Here is a 16,153-nt window from a genome sequence, read left to right as displayed (position 1 = left end):
CTATTCGGCCGGGCCGATCGTCAGGATGACCGGCGCCAGCCCCTCGACCGTGCCCTCCAGCCGGTCGCCCGCCACGACAGGCCCGACACCCGCGGGCGTGCCCGTCATGATCAGGTCGCCCGGCCCGAGGTGGTAGAGCGTGGAGAGGTGCGCGATGATTTCGGTCACCGACCAGACCATGTCGGAGAGCGGGGCCTCTTGCCGCGTCGCACCGTTCACCGTCAGCCGGATCGGGCGGGCATCCGGCGCGCCCCAGGCCCGTGCGGGCGTCAGCGCAGCGATCACCGCGGATTGTTCAAAATCCTTGCCGGTGTCCCAAGGCCGCCGCTTGTCCTTGGCCTGCCCCTGCAGGTCGCGCCGTGTCATGTCGAGGCCGCAGGCATAGCCCCAGACCACCGCCGGGGCCGCGGCGGCCGAGATGCGAAACGCCGGCGCGCCGATCGCCACGACCAGTTCCACCTCGTGGTGCAGGTCCGCGGTGCCGGGCGCATAGGGCACCACCGCGCCAGACCGGGTCAGCGCCGCCGGCGACTTGGTGAAGTAGAACGGCGCCTCGCGGTCCACCTCGTTGCCCATCTCGGCGGCATGGGCGGCATAGTTGCGCCCTACGCAAAAGATCCGCGCGACCGGGAACAGCGCATCCTCGCCCGTGACGGGCAGCGACGCGACGGGGGGCGGCGGGAAAAGGTAGTGGCTCATCTCGGTCCTCGCTTGGGGCTTCTGCCCGGTTATAGCCGCCCCCCGCCCCGCGCACAGCCCCGCCGCATGTCGCCGCCTTGCATTCGCAATACATTTTATTATTATAATGTATTATCCCCGTGCCCGAGAGTTCCCGCCATGACCGCCGCCCGCCTTGCCCGTTACCTTCCCGTTCTCGACTGGGGCCGCCGCTATGACCGCTCCGCCTTTGCCAATGACCTGATCGCGGCGGTGATCGTGACGATCATGCTGATCCCGCAATCGCTGGCCTATGCGCTGCTGGCGGGCCTGCCGCCCGAGGCGGGGCTTTACGCCTCGATCGTGCCGATCCTGCTTTATGCCGTCTTCGGCACCAGCCGCGCGCTGGCCGTGGGGCCGGTCGCGGTGGTTTCGCTGATGACGGCGGCCGCGGTGGGCGAGGTCGCGCAAGTGGGCACCGCCGATTATGCCACCGCCGCGCTGACGCTGGCGCTGCTTTCGGGCCTGTTCCTGATGGCGCTGGGGTTCCTGCGGCTGGGTTTTCTCGCCAATTTCCTGTCGCACCCGGTGATCGCGGGGTTCATCACCGCCTCGGGGCTGATCATCGCGGCCAGCCAGGTCGGCAACATCATGGGCATCAAGGCCGAGGGCGAGACGCTGACCGGCCTCGTCGCCTCGATCATCGGCCATGTCGGCAATGCCAACGCCCCCACGCTGGTCATCGGGATCAGCGCGACGGCCTTCCTGTTCTGGGTCAGAAAGGGGCTGAAACCGCTGCTGCGCAAGGCCGGGATGGGCCCGCGCGGCGCCGATATCGCCACCAAGGCCGGGCCCGTGGCGGCCGTCGCGGTCAGCACGGCGGCGGTCTGGGTGCTGGGCCTCGATGCGCTGGGGGTAAAGGTGGTGGGCGACGTGCCGCAGGCGCTGCCGCCCTTCACCCTGCCCAATTTCTCGCTCGACCTCATCGCGCAACTGGCGCTGCCCGCGGTGCTGATCTCGATCATCGGTTTCGTCGAATCGATCTCGGTGGCGCAAACGCTTGCCGCCAAGAAGCGCCAGCGGGTGATCTCGGACCAGGAACTGATCGGGCTGGGCGCGGCCAATATCGGCGCGGCCTTTACCGGCGGCTACCCGGTGACGGGCGGCTTTTCCCGCTCGGTCGTCAATTACGATGCGGGGGCCGAAACGCCCGCTGCGGGTGCCTTTACCGCCATCGGCCTTGCCATCGCGGCGCTGGCGCTGACGCCCTACATCCACGACCTGCCCAAGGCGACGCTGGCCGCCACCATCATCGTGGCCGTTCTCAGCCTTGTCGATTTCGGCATCCTCAAGCGCGCCTGGTCCTATTCCCGGGCCGATTTCGCCGCCGTCACCGCCACGATTTTGCTGACCCTGACAATGGGCGTCTCGGCGGGCGTGACCGCGGGCGTGGCACTGTCGGTGCTGCTTTACCTCTACAAGACCTCGCGCCCCCACGTGGCCGAGGTGGGCCTACTGCCCGGCACCCAGCATTTCCGCAACGTCAAACGCTACGACGTCCTGACCCAGCCCAGCCTGCTGTCGCTGCGCGTCGATGAAAGCCTCTATTTCGCCAATGCCCGCTTCCTGGAGGACCTGATCGCCGACCGCGTGCAGGCCGACCCGCGCATCCGCGACGTGGTGCTGATGTGTTCGGCCATCAACGAGATCGACCTGAGCGCGCTGGAAAGCCTCGAGGCGATCAACGGCCGCCTGCACGAGATGGGGCTGCGGTTCCACCTCTCGGAGGTGAAGGGGCCGGTGATGGACCGGCTCAAGGGCACGCACCTGCTGCGCGACCTGACGGGCGAGGTGTTTCTCAGCCAGTATGACGCGGTGCGGGCGCTTGCTCCCCTGCTGGTGCGCGCGGCGCAGGCGCAGGCAGCGGAATAGCCCCCTGCGCCGGTTTCAGCCCGGAATGATCTCGAACTTCAGGACATCGACCAGCCCGCGGTCGGTGATCTTGAGCATCGGGATCACCGGCAGGGCCAGGAAAGCCAGCTGCAGGAACGGCTCCTCCAGCGTCACGCCAAGATCGCGTGCGGCGGCACGCAGGGCGACGAGCGCCGCGCGCACCTCCTCGAAGCTCATCAGGCTCATCAGGCCAGCCACCGGCAGCGCCAGTTCGGCCAGCACGCGGCCGCCTTCGGTCACCACGAACCCGCCCTCGATCTCGGACAGGCGGTTGGCGGCCAGCGCCATGTCGGCGTAATCCAGCCCCACCACGGCGATGTTGTGGTGGTCATGGCAGACGGTCGAGGCGATGGCCCCGCGCCTCAAGCCAAAGCCACGGACAAAGCCGTTGGCGATGTTGCCGTTCTTGCCGTGCCGTTCGATCACCGTGATGCGGACGAGGTCGCGCGCGGGATCGGGCCGCTTGTCGCCGTCGATGACGGGGATCTCCTCGTGCAGATGCTCGGTGATGATCTTGCCGGGGATGACGCCGATCACGTCTGTCGCCACCCGGTTCGAGGCGGTGCGAAAATGCGCGGCCGCCACCCGCGGCGCCCGGACCGAGTTGCGCCCGATCGGCGCGATCGTCTCGCGCGCGGCAAAGGCCGCGTCATCCACCCGCTGCCCCCCAGCCCAGACCATGCGCGCGTCGCAGGCCGCAAGGCTGCCCACCGCCACGATATCGGCCCGCCGCCCCGGCGCGATCTGGCCGCGGTCCTTCAGCCCGAACGCCTCGGCCGCGCTGAGGCTGGCCGCGCGGTAGGCGGCCAGCGGGCTGACCCCGCAGGCGATGGCATGGCGGATCATGTAGTCCAGATGGCCATGCTCGCCGATATCGAGCGGATTGCGGTCGTCTGTGCACAAACACAGGTAGGCGCTGGTGGCCTCGGTAAGCAGTGGCAGCAGCGCATCAAGGTCCTTGCTGACCGAGCCTTCGCGGATCAGCACGCGCATGCCCTTCTGCAGCTTCTCGCGCGCCTCCGCCGCGGTCGTCGCCTCGTGCTCGGTCCGGATGCCGGCGGCGAGATAGGCGTTCAGGTCGCGGCCCGACAGCATCGGCGCGTGGCCATCGATGTGGCGCCCGGCAAAGGCGCGCAACTTGTCCATCGCCTGCCCTTCGCGGTGGATCACGCCGGGGTAATTCATGAACTCGGCCAGCCCGATGACCTGCGGATGGTCCATCAGCGGCACAAGGTCGGCGGCAAGGATTTCGGCGCCTGCCGTTTCCATCTGCGTCGAGGGCACGCAGGAAGAAAGGTTGACCCGCAGGTCCATCAGCAGGTGCGGCGCGGCGTCGAGGAAATAGCGGATGCCGGGCACGCCCAGCACGTTGGCAATCTCGTGCGGATCGCAGATCGCGGTGGTGATGCCGCGCGGGGTGACGCATCGGTCAAACTCGAAGGGCGTGATCAGCGAGGATTCGATGTGCAGGTGCGTGTCGATGAAACCGGGCACCAGCGTGAGGCCGGTGACATCGACGATCTCCGTGCCCTCGTAGCTGGCGCCGATGCCGACGATCAAGTCGCCGCAGATCGCCACGTCGCCGGGGATCAGGTCGCCCGTGACCACGTCAACGACCTGCCCGCCCCGCAGGACAAGATCTGCCGGCAGGTCACCGCGGCCCTGGGCGATGCGGGTTTCAAGCTGATCCATGCGGCGTCCTCCGGTCTGGGCGCAGGAGAAGCCAAAGCCGCGGCGAGGTCCAGCCCCCGCAGGCACCGGCGATGGCCGGCTGTCGCCGGCGGTGGCGGGGGGCTGTCTGCCCCCCGGGCCCGTTCCGGGCCTCCCCCCGAGAGTATTTGGGGCCAGAAGAAGGGCTTAGAGGATGCCGGGCAGGCGCAGCCCGTGGTCCTTGGCGCAGTCGCGGGCAATCTGGTAGCCCGCATCGGCGTGGCGCATCACGCCGGTGGCCGGATCGTTCCAGAGGACCCGTTCGAGGCGCCGCGCGGCCTCGGGCGTGCCATCGGCGACGATGACCATGCCGGCATGCTGCGAGAAGCCCATGCCGACGCCGCCGCCGTGGTGCAGGCTGACCCAGGTGGCGCCGCTGGCGGTGTTGAGAAGTGCGTTGAGAAGCGGCCAGTCGCTGACCGCGTCCGAGCCATCGGCCATCGCCTCGGTCTCGCGGTTGGGGCTGGCGACCGAGCCGGAATCAAGGTGGTCGCGGCCGATCACGATGGGGGCCTTGAGTTCGCCCGACGCCACCATCTCGTTGAACATCAGGCCGGCGCGGTGACGGTCGCCGAGGCCGATCCAGCAGATCCGGGCGGGCAGACCCTGAAAGGCGATGCGTTCGGCCGCCATGTCGAGCCAGCGGTGCAGGTGGGTGTTGTCAGGGAAGAGCCGCTTCATCGCGGCATCGGTCGCGTGGATGTCGGCCGGATCGCCCGACAGCGCGCACCAGCGGAACGGCCCGATGCCGCGGCAGAACAGCGGGCGGATGTAGGCCGGCACGAAGCCGGGGAAGGCAAAGGCGTTCTTCAGCCCTTCGTCCTGCGCCACCTGCCGGATGTTGTTGCCGTAATCGAGCGTGGGCACGCCCGCGTTCCAGAACTCCACCATCGCGGCGACATGGGCCTTCATGCTGGCCCGCGCGGCGTGTTCCACCGCCTGTGGGTCGCTCTCTTGCCGCGCGCGCCAGCCGGCGACCGACCAGCCGGCGGGGCAATAGCCGTGCAGCGGGTCATGCGCCGAGGTCTGGTCGGTCACGATGTCGGGGCGCGGGCCGCCCGCGCGCATCCGGGCCACCAGTTCGGGGAAAACCTCGGCGGCGTTGCCCAGAAGGCCCACCGATTTCGCCTCGCCCCGCGCGGTCCAGTCCGCGATCATCGCCAGCGCCTCGTCCAGCGTGCGCGCCTTGGCGTCGAGGTAGCGGGTGCGGATGCGGAAATCGATCCGCGTCTCATCGACCTCGACCGCCAGGCAGCAGGCCCCGGCCATGACCGCGGCCAGCGGCTGCGCGCCGCCCATGCCGCCCAGGCCCCCGGTGAGGATCCAGCGACCGGTCAGGTTGCCGTCGTAATGCTGGCGCCCGGCCTCGGCGAAGGTTTCGTAGGTGCCTTGCACGATGCCCTGCGTGCCGATGTAGATCCATGACCCGGCCGTCATCTGGCCGTACATCATCAGCCCCTTGCGATCGAGCGCGTTGAAATGCTCCCACGTGGCCCAGTGCGGCACGAGGTTGGAATTGGCAATCAGCACGCGGGGGGCGTCGGCATGGGTGCGGAAGATGCCCACCGGCTTGCCCGATTGCACCAGCAGGGTCTCGTCCTCTTCCAGATCGCGCAGCGCGGCGCAGATGCGATCGAAATCCTCCCAGGTGCGGGCGGCGCGGCCGATGCCGCCGTAAACGACCAGTTCGTGCGGGTTTTCGGCCACGTCGGGATGCAGGTTGTTCATGAGCATCCGAAGCGCGGCCTCGGTCTGCCAGCTTTTGGCGCTGATCTCGGTGCCGGTGGGCGGGAAGATGTCGCGCAGGTTGTGGCGGGGATTGGTCATGGTCAGCCTCGCAAATTGGGGGCCATCTCGGCCAGGCGGGAAAGGATGCGCGCCAGCACCGGGCGCAGCCGGTCGGCGCGGGCCGGGTCATAGGCCCAGGGCGCGGCTTCGGCGGACAGATAGGCCGACTGGGCCAGTTCCATCTGCACCGCATGCCAGCCCGCAGCGGGACGGCCATAATGGCGCGTGGTCCAGCCGCCCTTGAAGCGGCCGTTGAGGATTGCCGTGTAACCTTCTGCCTTGGCGGCAATTTCCATGATCGCCGCCGCGACCTCGGGCGCGCAGGAGGCACCCGAATTGGTGCCGATGTTCAGGTCGGGCAAGGTGCCGTCGAAGAGAAACGGGATGCGCGCGCGGATCGAATGGCAATCGTAAAGGATCGCCACGCCGTGGCTGGCCTGGACGCGCGCCATCTCGGCCTCCAGCGCGGCGTGATAGGGCGCGTGGAAGGCGGCGAGCCGTGCGGCGGTGTCGGCCTCGGTCGGGGGTATATCCCAGATCGGGTTGCCGTCGAAATCGGTCAGCGGAACAAGGCCGGTGGTGTTCTGGCCGGGATAGAGGCTGGCGCCGGACGGGTCGCGGTTGGCGTCGATCACGTAGCGGTGGAACGTGGCCCCGACGATTGTAACATCGGGGACCAAGTCATTGTAAAGACGTTCGATATGCCAATCGGTGTCATCAAGGCCGCGGCCCCGCGCGTTCAGCTGCGCGGCGATCTCGGGCGGCAGATACGTCCCGGTATGGGGCATGCCCAGCACCAGCGGCCCGTCGCCGCGGATCACCTCGACCGGCGCGGTCATGCCACCGCCTCGGCCAGCGTGCCGGCGCGCACAAGGTCGGCCGCCGCCGTCATGTCGGCGGCAAGTGCCCGGTCCTGCGCGATGGCGGGCACCCGGGCACGGATCGCCGTCATGGCCCGCCGCAGTGCCGGGCTGGTCTGCAAGGGCGCGCGAAAATCAATACCTTGCGCGGCGCAGATCATCTCGACCCCAAGGATCACCTCGAGGTTCTGGACCATCCGCTTCAGCCGCCGCGCGCCGTGGGCGGCCATGCTGACATGGTCCTCCTGATTGGCGGAGGTCGGCGTGCTGTCGGTCGAACAGGGGTTGGCGAGGTGCTTGTTCTCGCTCATCAGCGCCGCCGTCGTGACCTCAGCGATCATCAGGCCGGAGTTCAGGCCGGGATCGGGCGTGAGGAACGGCGGCAGGTCGTGGTTCAGCGTCGGGTCCACCATCAGCGCGACACGGCGCTGCGCGATGGCCCCGATCTCGGCCACGGCGATGGCGATCTGGTCGGCGGCGAAGGCCACCGGCTCGGCATGGAAATTTCCGCCCGAGACGATCAGACCCTCGTCCACCAGCACCAGCGGGTTGTCGGTGACTGCATTCGCTTCAATCTCCAGTGTATTGGCTGCAAACGACAAAACGTCCATCGCGGCCCCGGTTACCTGAGGCTGGCAGCGGATGCAGTAGGGATCCTGCACGCGCGTGTCGCCGGCGCGATGGCTTTCGCGAATCTCCGATCCAGCCATCAGCTCGCGCATCCGCGCGGCGACGGCGATCTGCCCCGGATGGCCGCGCAAGGTGTGGATCGCGGGTTCCAGCGGCGCGGTCGATCCCATGATCGCATCCGTTGACAGCGCACTGACGATCACCGCCGCTTGGGCCGCGCGGCAGGCGGCGAAAAGGCCGGCCAGCGCACAGGCGGTGGAAAACTGCGTGCCGTTGATCAGCGCCAGCCCCTCTTTCGCGCCCAGCACCACGGGGGTCAGCCCGGCCTGCGCCAGCGCCTCGCCGCCCGGCATCACGCGGCCATCCACCCGCGCCTCGCCCGCGCCGATCATCACCGCGGCCATGTGCGCCAGCGGGGCAAGATCACCGGAAGCCCCGACCGATCCCTGAACCGGGATCATCGGCGTCACCCCCGCGGCCAGCATCCCCTCGATCAGCGCGATCAACTCCCAGCGCACGCCCGAGGCGCCCCGGCCCAGCGACAACAGCTTCAACGCCATCATCAGACGGGTGGTGTTTTCTTCCAGCGCCTCGCCCACGCCACAGCAATGCGACAGGATCAGGTTGCGCTGCAACGTCGCGGTGTCCTTTGCCGCGATCTTGACCGAGGCCAGCTTGCCGAACCCGGTATTGACCCCGTAAACCGCCGCCTCGCCCGCCGCCGCCTGAGCCACCAGCGCAGCGGCCGCCGTGACGCCCGCCCGCGCCGCAGGGTCCAGCCGCGCCGCCACGCCCCTGCGCCACAGGGTTTCAAGATCGACCAGCGTCGCCGCGCCGGGGGTCAGGGTCAGCGTCACAGGGCACCTCCGATCATGCGCCGTGAAAGCGGGTTGAAGCCGATGCGATAGGCCAGTTCCGCAGGATGCTCGGCGTCCCACAGGCAGAGATCGGCGCGCAATCCCGGCGCGATTCGCCCACAATCGGTCAGGCCCAGCGCGCGGGCGGCGTGGCGCGTCACGCCTGCCAGCGCCTCTTCGGGCGTCAGGCGGAACAGCGTGCAGCCCATGTTCATCGCCAGCAGAAGCGATGTCATGGGCGAAGAGCCGGGGTTGCAATCGGTCGCCAGCGCCATCGGCACGCCCGCCGCGCGAAAGGCGGCCACGGGGGGCGCCTGCGTTTCGCGCAAGGTGTAGAAGGCGCCCGGCAACAGCACCGCCACCGTGCCGGCGGCCGCCATCATCGCGGCATCCCCGGCGGTGGCATATTCGACGTGATCGGCCGACAGCGCGCCCGCCTGCGCGGCCAGCGCGGTACCACCGCTCTGTGTCAGCTGCTCGGCATGCAGCTTGACCGGCAATCCCAATTCTCGGGCCACGGCAAACACTTGCGCGATCTCGTCCACGCCAAAGGCGATGCCCTCGCAAAACCCGTCCACCGCGTCGACCAGCCCCCCGGCATGGGCCGCGCGTAGGGTGGGAAGGCAAACCTCCGACAGGTAATCGCCCGCCCGGCCCGCGAATTCAGGGGGCACGGCGTGGGCGCCAAGAAAGCTGGTCACCACCCGCACCGGACGCACCAGCCCGATCCGGCGCGCGACGCGCAGCATCCGCAGCTCGGTCTCGGTATCAAGGCCATAGCCCGACTTGATCTCGATCACCGCCACGCCCTCGGCGATCAGCGCATCGACGCGCGGCAGGGCGGCGGCCAGCAACGCCGCCTCGTCCGCCGCCCGCGTCGCGCGCACGGTTGACAGGATGCCGCCGCCGGCGCGCGCCACATCGGCGTAGCTGGCCCCATTCAGCCGCATCTCGAACTCGGCCGCGCGGTCGCCGGCAAAGACGACATGGGTGTGGCAATCGATCAGCGCGGGCGTCAGCAACCGCCCGCCGCAATCCACTACTTCGCCCGAGGCGGCCGGCAGTTGCGCCATCGGCCCGGCCCAGGCGATGCGCCCCTCATCCACCACCACGGCCCCGTCGCGCACCAGCCCGTAGGGCGCGGGCCCGGTCATGGTGGCTAGCGTGGCATGGGTCAGGATCATCGGCGCGAAACCCTCTTGATCGGCGCGGGATGGCGGCTATTATGTATAGACATATTAACCTGTCAAGGGGATGCAGATGGCGGAGATCCGGGCGCGGCAGGCGCTACTGCCGCAGGGCTGGGCCAGCGACGTGACGGTGACGATCGGCGCCGACGGGCGCATCGCGGCGGTGACGGAAGGCGCACCGGCCCCGCCGGGGGCGCAGGCCGTCGACACGCTGCTGCCTGCCCCCGCCAACCTGCATTCCCATGCCTTCCAACGCGCGATGGCCGGCCTGACAGAGGCGCGCGGCCCCGACCCGCGCGACAGTTTCTGGACATGGCGGCAACTGATGTTCCGCTTCCTCGACCGGCTGACGCCCGACGATGTCGAGGCAATCGCCGCCTTCGTGCAGATGCAGATGCTCGAGGCCGGATTCGCGACGAATGTCGAGTTTCACTACCTGCACCATCGCCCCGGCGGCGGCCCCTATGACGACCCGGCCGAGATGTCGGCCCGCATCGCCGCCGCCGCCGCGGCCACCGGCATCGGCCTGACGCTGCTGCCCGTGCTTTACCGCTTCGGCGGCTGCGATGGCCGCGCGCTTGGTCCTGGTCAGGTACGCTTCGGCACGACGCCCGACAGCTTCGCCCGCCTGCATCAGGGCGCGGCCCGCGCCTTGCGCGCCCTGCCCGCCGATGCCGTGCTGGGTGCCGCGCCCCATTCGCTGCGCGCCGTCGCGCCCGACGACCTGCCCCGCCTTGCCGCGCTGACGGGCGGTCCGCTGCACATGCACCTGGCCGAACAACAGGCCGAGGTGGACGAGGTGCTGGCCGCCCACGGCGCGCGCCCGGTGCGCTGGCTTCTCGACACGGCCCCGCCGGACGCGCGCTGGTGCCTGATCCACTGCACCCGGATGACGGCGGAGGAAACGCTGGGTCTTGCGGCCACCGGCGCGGTCGCGGGCCTGTGCCCGATCACCGAGGCGAACCTTGGCGACGGCATCTTCGACGGCGTGCGGTGGCACGGCGCGGACGGGCGCTGGGGCATCGGCTCGGACAGCAACCTGCGCATCTCGCTGGCTGAGGAACTGCGCCAGCTCGACCATTCCCAGCGCCTGCGCGATCACAGCCGCGCCGCGTTGGCCACGCCCGGCCGCTCGACCGGGCGGATGTTGTGGGACGGCGCGGCAAGAGGCGGCGCGCAGGCCGCGGGCCGGCCCTCCGGCGCCATCGCGCCGGGCCTTTGGGCCGATCTGGTCGCTCTCGACCGCGACGAGGCCGACCTTGATGGCACGATGGGCGATACCACGCTTGACGCCTGGATCTTTGCCAGTCCCGGCCGGGTGGCCGATCTCTGGGCCGCGGGCCGCCACGTGGTGCAGGCGGGGCGGCACCGCGGGCATGACGCCATCACCGATCGCTACCGCGCCACGCTGCGCCGCTTGCGCGAGGCGGCATGAGCGGCCCGAAGGGATGGCAGGAGGTTCAGGACGAGGTGCTGGCCCGCATCCGCGACCGGCGCTGGCCGCCGGGCAGCGCGATTCCCAACGAGGCCGACTTGGCGCGCGACTTCGGCGTGGCCCGCGCGACCGTCAACCGCGCGTTGCAGGCCCTGGCCGAGGCCGGCTGGCTGGACCGGCGCCGCCGCGCGGGCACCCGCGTGGCGCTGCACCCGGTACGCCGCGCGACGCTGTCGATCCCGATCATCCGCGCCGAGATCGAGGGCGCGGGGCATGTGCCCGGCTACCGCCTGCTGCGGCAGGAGATGGCGCAGCCCCCGGCCCCCGTCGCCGCCGCCCTTGGCCTGACGGGGCCGCTGCTGCACCTCAGCGCCGTTCATACCGCGGATAAACGGCCCTTCGTGATCGAGGATCGCTGGGTGAACCCCGCCGCCGCGCCCGGTATCCGCGAGGCCGATTTCGCGGCGCAAAGCGCCAATGAATGGCTGATCGTCAACGCGCCCTTCAGCCACGGCGATATTGCGCTGGCCGCGGCGCCTGCGACGGTGGAGGAAGCCGCCCTGCTTGCTTGCGCGCCGGGGGCCGCGCTTTTCACCGTCACCCGCACGACATGGGCGGGCGCGCAGCCGATCACGTGGGTGCGGCTGGCCTACGGGCCTGGCTACGCGATGAAAACGGCGCTCTAGGCGTCAAAGGCTGACGGTCTGCGCCAGCCCCTGTTCGGCCGCCACCCGCATCGCCACCTGCGCCACCGCAAGGTCCTGCAAGCCCACACCGGTGCCGTCGAACAGCGTGATCTCGTCGCCCGACTGGCGGCCCGGATGCGCCCCGTTGATCACCGCGCCCAGCGGGATGATCGCCTCGGCCGACAGCTGCCCCGCTTTCACCGCATGTTGTGCCTCGCCAATCGTCACGGATTGCGCGACCTCATCGGTAAAGACGCTGGCCGCGCCCACAATCCCGGCTGCCACCTCCTGCTTGCCCGCCGTGTCGGTGCCCATACATGCCAGATGTGTGCCGGGCCGGACCCAGCCATCCTTCAGGAGCGGCGCGAAGGAACTGGTGATGGTCACGATCACGTCGGCCGCCGCGCAGACCGCCTGCGGCTCTGCCGCCTCGAATCCCACGCCGGCCTTTTCCGCAACCGCAGCAAGCCGGTCGAGCTTGGCCGGATCGCGGTTCCACGCCACGACGCGGGTGAACTTGCGCTGGCGCAGCACCGCAGATAGCTGAAACGCCGCCTGATGACCCGCGCCGATCATCCCCAGCACCTGTGCATCCGGCCGCGCCAGATGTGCGACAGACACGGCCGCTGCCGCCGCCGTGCGCACCGCCGTCAGGTAATTGCCGCCGACCAGCGCGCGCAATTGCCCGGTATCGGGGTCGAAGAGGAAGATCGTGGACTGGTGATTAGTCAGCCCGATCTCCGCGTTATGCGGCCAGAACCCGCCCGATTTCACGCCCAGCGCCAGCCCCGCCCGGTCGAACCCCGACTTGAATCCGTAAAGCGCATCGGCATGGCCCAGCGCCTCGCGGATCACCGGAAAATTGCGCGCCTCGCCCCTGGCCATCGCCGCAAAGACGGCCTCGACCGCGGTAAAGGCATCGGCTTCGGAGACAGCCCTGGCGCAGGCCGCCTCGGGGACGATCACGATCTCGGCCATCTCAGAACGCCTTGCCGCGCGCCGAAACCGGCCAGACCACCTCGACCTTGCCGTTCCGCACGCCGACGTACCAGTCATGCACATTGCAGGTCGGGTCGCAGTGGCCCGGCACCAGCCGCAGCTTGTCGTTGACCTTCAGGTGGCCATCGGGGTCCTCGATCACGCCATGCTCATCCGAGCATTTGACGTATTTCACGTCCGTCCGGCCAAAGATCACCGGCAGGCCGCTGTCGACCGATTGCGCCTTCAGTCCCGCGTCGCAGATCGCCTTGCCGGGCTTGGCGTGGCTCATCACCGAGGTGAGGATGAACAGCGCATTCTCCCATTCGCCCTGGTCGATGCGGTGGCCGTCCTTGTCAAGGATGCGGCCGTAATCGGCATCCATGAAGGCATAACTGCCCGCCTGCAACTCGTTGTAAACGCCAGAGGTTCCCTCGAAGTAATAGCTGCCGGTGCCACCGCCGCCGACGATGTCACACTCCAGCCCCACCTCTTTCAGCCCAGCCACAGCATCGGCCACCTGCGCCACGGCAAGGTCGATCTTGGCCTTGCGGTCTTCGTATTTGTCGAGGTGCTGCATCGCGCCCTGATAGGCTTGAATACCGGCAAACTTCAGTCCCGGCGCCGCGTCGATCGCGCGCGCAATCTCCACCACTTCGGGCGTCGTGGTCACGCCGCAACGGCCCGCGCCGCAATCAATCTCGACAAGGCATTCGATCTGCGTTCCATGCTTTTGCGCCGCCGCCGACAGGTCGGCCACGTTGGCCAGGTCATCGACGCAAACGATAGTGCGCGCGCCCAGTTTCGGCAGCCGCGCCAGACGGTCGATCTTGGCAGGGTCGCGCACCTGGTTCGACACCAGCACATCCTTGATGCCGCCACGGGCAAAGACCTCGGCCTCGCTCACCTTCTGGCAGCAGACGCCGCAGGACCCGCCCAGCCGCTCCTGCAGCAAGGCCACGTCGACCGACTTGTGCATCTTGCCATGCACGCGGTGGCGCACGCCCATCGCCTTGGCGATGTCGCCCATCTTGGTGATGTTGCGCTCCAGCGCGTCGAGGTCCAGCACAAGGCAGGGCGTCTGGATGTCCGCCTCGTCCGTGCCCGGCAGCGCGGGAATGTCATAGCCGACCTCTAGGTCGGACAGGTTCATATGCTTGGTCATCGCGCGCTCCTTTCAGCCCTTCATCCAGGGCAGCTTGCCCAAGTCCACGTTGCCGCCGGTGATGATGACGCCGACGCGCTTGCCCCGGAACACCTCCGGGTTTTTCCAGATCGCCGCCAGCGGCACGGCGCAGCTTGGCTCGATCACGATCTTCATCCGCTCCCATGTCAGACGCATCGCGGCGATGATCTCTTCCTCGGTGGCGGTGAAGATGTCGGAGACGTAGTTCGACACGTAGTGCCAGGTGTTTTCCTTCAGCGGCACCTTCAGCCCGTCGGCCACCGTGACCGGCGCGTCGTCGGCAATGATGTGACCCGCCTTGAAGCTGCGATAGGCATCGTCGGCCTGTTCCGGCTCGGCGGCATAAACCTTGACGCCCGGTTGGGTCTCGGACACCGTCAGGCAGGTGCCCGAGATCATGCCGCCCCCACCGATGGGGGCGATCACGGCGTCAAGCTCGGGCACTTGTTCGAACAATTCGCGACTGCACGTCGCCTGCCCGGTGATGACCCGCAAATCGTTGTAAGGGTGGACGAATTCCGCCCCCGTCTCGGCCACGACCTCGGCAAAGACGGCCTCGCGGCTGCTGGTCGAGGGCTCGCATTCCACGATCTTGCCGCCATAACCCCGCACGGCGGCCTTCTTGGCCTCGGGCGCGGTGCGGGGCATGACGACGGTACAGGGGATGCCGCGCCGCCCGGCGGCATAGCTGAGGCTTAGCGCGTGGTTGCCGCTGGAATGGGTGGCAACGCCCTTCGCCAGCTTTTCTTCGGGCAGGCCAAACACCGCGTTGCAGGCGCCGCGCACCTTGAAGGCGCCTGCCTTCTGGAAGTTCTCGCACTTGAAGAACAGCTCTGCCCCGGTGCGTTCATTGAGGTAGGACGACGTCAGCACCGGCGTTCGGTGGATGTACCGGACGATCCGCGCATGGGCCTGCACAACATCGGACCATGTTGGAAAAGTATCAGAATTCATGCTGCCTTCCTCAGTTTCTGCGGCCTTGATGTTCGAAAATACTCCTGCGCCGCTGTGACGCCCGACCCGAGTGCGACCGGGTATCCCAGGTCGGCCATCGCCATTTCCACCGTGGCGAGGCCCGACAGCACCATCACGTCGGTCAGCATGCCAAGGTGCCCGATGCGGAAGGCCCGGCCCTTCATCTGCCCCAGCCCCACGCCGAAGCTGACGCCGTATTCATGGAAGATGTGGTTGGTCAGCTCGTCGCTGTCAAAGCCGTCGGGCACGTAGATGGCGCTGACCGTGTCGGAGTAGAGCGCCGGCGCCTCCGCGACCAGCCGCAACCCCCAGCCCGCCACCGCCTTGCGCACGCCGGTGGCCAGACGGGAATGGCGGGCATAGACGTTTTCCAGCCCCTCTTCCTCCAGCATCTTCAGGCTTTCGCGCAACCCATAGATCAGTTGCAGCGGCGGCGTGTAGGGGTAACCGCCGGTCGGGTTCAGCGCCAGCATGTCGGCGAAGCTGAAGAAGGTGCGCGGCAGTTTCGCCGTTTCCATCGCCGCCAGCGCCTTGGGCGAGACCGCAACGATCGCCATGCCGGTCGTCAGCATGAACCCCTTCTGCGAGCCCGAAACGCAGATATCGACGCCCCAGGCATCCATTTCGAACGGCATCGAGGCCAGCGACGACACTGCGTCGACCATCAGCAGCGCCGGGTGGCTGGCGGCATCCATTGCCGCGCGCACGCCCGCGATGTCCGATGTCACGCCGGTGGCGGTCTCGTTATGCGTGACCAGCACGGCCTTGATCTTGTGCGCCTTGTCGGCGCTCAGCGCCGCCTCGAACCGGTCGGCCGGCGCGCCGCTGCCCCAGGCGCAGTCGATCACCTGCACGTCCAGCCCGTGCCGCTGGCAAAGGTCGATCCACTTGTGCGAGAACATGCCGTAACGCGCCACCAGAACCGTGTCGCCGGGCGACAGCGTGTTGCTGACCGCGGCCTCCCAACCGCCCGTGCCAGATGCCGGAAACAGGATCACCTTGCCGTCGCTGGTGCCGAACACGCGCTTGGCACCTTCCAGTACCGGCAGCAGCGTATCGACGAAATCGGGCGCGCGGTGGTCGCGGGTCTGCATCTGCATGGCAAGGCGCAGCCGGTCGGGAATGTTGGTGGGGCCGGGAATGAAGACCGGGTTCTGATCGGACATGGGGGTTCCTCCTTGTCCCGCATCATCGCAGGCGAAGGAACGGGGCGCAATTTTTTCGAAACGCTTTTCCAAAAGCTGATAG

At 68.5% G+C, this 16,153-nt stretch carries 13 protein-coding genes; 3 read left to right on the top strand and 10 right to left on the bottom strand.

What is annotated here, in order from left to right:
- Entirely contained in the window at positions 1-699 is a 699-nt protein-coding gene (locus GC146_RS04360) for a fumarylacetoacetate hydrolase family protein (RefSeq protein WP_291834827.1), read from the bottom strand.
- Positions 700-837: 138 nt separating this feature from the next.
- On the opposite strand from GC146_RS04360, the gene sulP reads away from it, so the two are divergent.
- Positions 838-2,589, top strand: a complete 1,752-nt coding sequence (sulP, locus tag GC146_RS04355) for a sulfate permease (protein WP_291834824.1) — start codon at positions 838-840, stop codon at positions 2,587-2,589.
- Positions 2,590-2,604: 15 nt separating this feature from the next.
- Here the strand turns inward: sulP and ade are convergent, their stop codons facing one another.
- The 5 genes from ade to hutI form a co-directional block, all read right to left on the bottom strand.
- Positions 2,605-4,302, bottom strand: a complete 1,698-nt coding sequence (gene ade / locus GC146_RS04350) for an adenine deaminase (RefSeq protein ID WP_291834821.1) — start codon at positions 4,300-4,302, stop codon at positions 2,605-2,607.
- A gap of 165 nt (positions 4,303-4,467) precedes the next feature.
- A complete protein-coding gene (hutU, locus tag GC146_RS04345; protein ID WP_291834818.1) occupies positions 4,468-6,147 on the bottom strand; it encodes a urocanate hydratase in 1,680 nt (559 codons plus the stop codon).
- A 2-nt stretch (positions 6,148-6,149) separates the two neighbouring features.
- On the bottom strand, positions 6,150-6,947 hold the full coding sequence (gene hutG, locus GC146_RS04340; protein WP_291834813.1) for an N-formylglutamate deformylase: 798 nt from the start codon (positions 6,945-6,947) through the stop codon (positions 6,150-6,152).
- Positions 6,944-8,455 (bottom strand): histidine ammonia-lyase, encoded by a 1,512-nt coding sequence (gene hutH, locus GC146_RS04335; protein WP_291834810.1) that lies wholly within the window; start codon positions 8,453-8,455, stop codon positions 6,944-6,946. The genes hutG and hutH overlap by 4 nt, the downstream gene beginning before the upstream one ends.
- Complete coding sequence (hutI, locus tag GC146_RS04330; RefSeq protein ID WP_291834807.1) at positions 8,452-9,639, bottom strand: imidazolonepropionase; 1,188 nt, start codon at positions 9,637-9,639, stop codon at positions 8,452-8,454. Before hutI ends, hutH begins: the two co-directional genes overlap by 4 nt.
- A gap of 76 nt (positions 9,640-9,715) precedes the next feature.
- On the opposite strand from hutI, the gene GC146_RS04325 reads away from it, so the two are divergent.
- Complete coding sequence (locus tag GC146_RS04325; protein ID WP_291834804.1) at positions 9,716-11,080, top strand: formimidoylglutamate deiminase; 1,365 nt, start codon at positions 9,716-9,718, stop codon at positions 11,078-11,080.
- Complete coding sequence (locus GC146_RS04320) at positions 11,077-11,766, top strand: GntR family transcriptional regulator (RefSeq protein WP_291834802.1); 690 nt, start codon at positions 11,077-11,079, stop codon at positions 11,764-11,766. The genes GC146_RS04325 and GC146_RS04320 overlap by 4 nt, the downstream gene beginning before the upstream one ends.
- A gap of 3 nt (positions 11,767-11,769) precedes the next feature.
- Here GC146_RS04320 and bhcD read toward each other — a convergent pair whose 3' ends face one another.
- Genes bhcD through bhcA form a run of 4 tightly spaced genes read right to left on the bottom strand, consistent with a single transcriptional unit; the run spans position 11,770 to position 16,071 of the window.
- A complete protein-coding gene (gene bhcD / locus GC146_RS04315) occupies positions 11,770-12,744 on the bottom strand; it encodes an iminosuccinate reductase BhcD (protein WP_291834799.1) in 975 nt (324 codons plus the stop codon).
- Position 12,745: 1 nt separating this feature from the next.
- Entirely contained in the window at positions 12,746-13,909 is a 1,164-nt protein-coding gene (gene bhcC, locus GC146_RS04310; RefSeq protein ID WP_291834796.1) for a 3-hydroxy-D-aspartate aldolase BhcC, read from the bottom strand.
- Positions 13,910-13,921: 12 nt separating this feature from the next.
- Positions 13,922-14,884: a beta-hydroxyaspartate dehydratase BhcB gene (bhcB, locus tag GC146_RS04305; protein WP_291834793.1), complete on the bottom strand. Its 963-nt coding sequence runs from the start codon at positions 14,882-14,884 to the stop codon at positions 13,922-13,924.
- The gene (gene bhcA / locus GC146_RS04300; RefSeq protein ID WP_291834790.1) at positions 14,881-16,071 is read right to left on the bottom strand and encodes an L-aspartate--glyoxylate aminotransferase BhcA; all 1,191 of its coding nucleotides are present in this window, start codon (positions 16,069-16,071) and stop codon (positions 14,881-14,883) included. The genes bhcB and bhcA overlap by 4 nt, the downstream gene beginning before the upstream one ends.
- Positions 16,072-16,153 lie beyond the last annotated feature (82 nt).

This window comes from Limimaricola sp., from assembly GCF_016125575.1.
In the GTDB taxonomy this organism is placed as follows: domain Bacteria; phylum Pseudomonadota; class Alphaproteobacteria; order Rhodobacterales; family Rhodobacteraceae; genus WGLM01.
This window is presented reverse-complemented; position numbering and strand designations above follow the sequence as displayed.